The organism is Emticicia sp., from assembly GCF_049241225.1.
In the GTDB taxonomy this organism is placed as follows: Bacteria; Bacteroidota; Bacteroidia; order Cytophagales; family Spirosomataceae; genus Emticicia.
Genome location: NZ_JBMLRC010000398.1, coordinates 1 through 2685 on the forward strand (window position 1 = coordinate 1; position 2685 = coordinate 2685).

Genomic DNA, 2685 nt, shown 5'->3' on the forward strand with positions numbered 1-2685 from the left:
GTAAAACCCGAAGTTTGAATAAAATTCCTGCGATTCATAGTTTTGTTTTAGTTTAGAATTTTTGTTTAATTTAAATAGAGAATGCTGTCAGTGAGGACACTGACAACGGCAAAGTATAAAGTATAATCTTATAAATCTGAAAAACCTTTTTTTATTCTGTCTTAGTGCAGCTTCAATCATCTATTCTATTAAAACATCATTCGAGAGTAAAAGTTTTAGTAGAAAAATCAACCGAACATTTTACGTAATTCGCTGACAATCAGTCGAAATAAAAACAATCACACAGTTATATCAGTTTATGAACGTAAAATGTTATTCTATCCAACTTAAAAAAATAAAAAACCATGAGAAATTTATTCAAAACAAGTAGCCCCACAATTATTTTGATTTTGAGTTTTTTATTCTTTGTTTCCTGCAAAGACAAAGATGCAACACCAAAAGACACGGCAATAGATTTGGCTTTGGCCGATAGCCGATTCTCGGTTTTTACCAAATTGCTGACCGATAATAACTTGGTCGGCTCGCTCAAAACTGGCGAACCATTCACGATTTTTGCTCCTACTAACGAGGCTTTTTCAAAGATTGATGTAGGTAAGTTTACAAAAACAGACTTGGTAAAACTCCTCAATACGCACATTGTGAGAGAACGCCGACTGCTGACTAATGAGATAAAGTCGGGGCTTGTGCAGAGTCCTCAGCGAATTGAAGTATATTTATCAAAAAACTCTTCGGGTATTTTCGTCAATGCAAAATCAAAGGTTATATCGCCCGATATTACGGCATCAAACGGTGTCATTCACGTTGTTGATAATGTAATTACCTTACCAACTCAGAATTTAGCGGAAATTCTGCGAAAAGACCCTCAATTTTCAGAGTTTTTCTCTTTAATAGAGTTGTCATCAACCGTGGAAACCTCAGAGACCATGCTCGGTCTTCCAAGTCCATTTGGTGGTTCAACTATTCTTGCCCCAACGAATGAAGCATTTGCAGAACTTTATAAGATAATTCCCAAAGCTACACTTTTGGCGGATAAGCAAAGGCTGAAAGAAATCATTGATTTTCATCGAATTGGTGTTCGTAGAATTTTTTCAGTAGATTTTCCAGATAGTAATCAACCAGTGAATACAACACTCTCAATATTTGCACCTATCGTACTTTCACAGAGTGCGAGTGCTGGATTTCCAATAACAACGCCAGCTCCAGATATAACTATTACAGGGTCTTTCAAGGGTCAGTATCAAGTAGTTTTTGATGTAACCGACGGACTGAAAGTAAAAGGAGTTAGAAGTAGCGTAGCAAACATTACGAGTGCCGATTTACTGGCAACTAATGGCGTTATTCATAAATTGGATAGAGTTTTACTTCCGTAGTGTTTTATCAAGTGCCCCTTCGTTTGTTCCTTCATCATTTCTTGCGTTTTTTAAAGAGATTATGAAGGAACAAATCTTTTTAATCCTGTCTTAGTGCAGCTTCAATCATGTATTCTACTGAAACATCATTCGAGAGTAAAAGTTTTAGTAGGCTGTTTTCTCGAAACCTCATGGCCTTCATAATTTCTTTCGTATTAAAGCCTTTTTGTTGAAAATATTGGGCTTTTCCTGCAAAATCTTCAAAATATTGGAGTTTCTGAGCCAGCATTTTCTTGCCATCTTTTAGCCGAGGATGATGCCCGCAAAACAGCACATCAAAATCATAAGTCAATATTTTGCGAAAAGCCTCAACCTGCGGCCAAAACTGTTCACCTTTGCGGAAAACACGAATTTTTACGCCCACATACAAATCGCCCGAAAAAAGCCAGCCATTTTCTTTTTCCAGAAAAACCGTGTGGTCGTCGGCGTGGCCTGGGGTAAAAATTGGTAAAAGTTTATGATTCGTTGTTTCGATAATAGCTTCAAAATCAGATATTTTTCCTCGAAACGGCTTTATTTTTCCGAAAAGAAATTTTTCGTAGGGCAGAATATCAAAACCTTGTCGGAGTTTTTCTTGCGTGAACGGGTGTGCGTAAACTTGTGCATTGTGAAGTTTGGCAAGCTTGGCAGTATTGCCCGAATGGTCTTCGTGCCAGTGCGTGAGCAAAATTTTGTCGATGGATTTGTTTTCAAAGGTTTTCAGTACCTTTTCTTGGCAGTTGGTTTGGGCGGTGTCAATCAGCACATTATCAATAAGATAGCAATAGACACTCAACCACGGCTTGCCAATGGGCGAATATCCAAAGCGAAACATTTCGACATCGGCAAATTTTTGGTGTTTTAGGTATTGCATGGGTTGGTTGATGAAGGTAAATTAGAATTGGGTCATTGGTTTCGGTGTCTGAGCGGAGCCGAAGACACCGAAACCAATGACATATCGAAACAATCAACTAATCCGACTCCAGTTGGTTTCATTACTCCGTAAAGCACTCACATGCTGCTTAATCGGCTGATTCTCAGTCGATTCCAGTTCGGGGTCGTTGTCCAGAATTTCCATAACAGCCTCACGGGCGTATTTCAGAATCTCACCATCTTTGGCCAAATCTGCCACTTTTAGGTCGAGCATTCCACTTTGTTGCGTGCCAGCCATATCGCCTGGCCCACGGAGCGATAAATCTACCTCCGAAATCTCAAAACCATTATTGGTTCTTACCATCGTATCAATTCGGAGGCGAGTATCTTTACCCAGTTTATGGTCGGTCATCAGAATACAATA

At 38.9% G+C, this 2685-nt stretch carries 2 protein-coding genes and 1 pseudogene; 1 reads left to right on the forward strand and 2 read right to left on the reverse strand.

Annotated elements, in window-relative coordinates; all coding sequences use genetic code 11:
* Nucleotides 1-344: 344 nt before the first annotated feature.
* The gene (locus ACOVO2_RS20970; protein WP_421771862.1) at nucleotides 345-1370 is read left to right on the forward strand and encodes a fasciclin domain-containing protein; all 1026 of its coding nucleotides are present in this window, start codon (nucleotides 345-347) and stop codon (nucleotides 1368-1370) included.
* 79 nt (nucleotides 1371-1449) lie between these two features.
* Here the strand turns inward: ACOVO2_RS20970 and ACOVO2_RS20975 are convergent, their stop codons facing one another.
* Together ACOVO2_RS20975 and ACOVO2_RS20980 are read right to left on the reverse strand one after the other, a co-directional pair.
* On the reverse strand, nucleotides 1450-2262 hold the full coding sequence (locus ACOVO2_RS20975) for an MBL fold metallo-hydrolase (RefSeq protein WP_421771863.1): 813 nt from the start codon (nucleotides 2260-2262) through the stop codon (nucleotides 1450-1452).
* 93 nt (nucleotides 2263-2355) lie between these two features.
* Nucleotides 2356-2685, reverse strand: a pseudogene (locus ACOVO2_RS20980) (ATP-dependent DNA helicase RecG); the annotation flags it as partial.

Bases quoted from the DNA above. Each gene is read 5' to 3' on its own strand.
- ACOVO2_RS20970 (WP_421771862.1), top strand. From the start codon at position 345: ATGAGAAATTTATTCAAAACAAGTAGCCCCACAATTATTTTGATTTTG.
- ACOVO2_RS20975 (WP_421771863.1), bottom strand. From the start codon at position 2,262: ATGCAATACCTAAAACACCAAAAATTTGCCGATGTCGAAATGTTTCGC.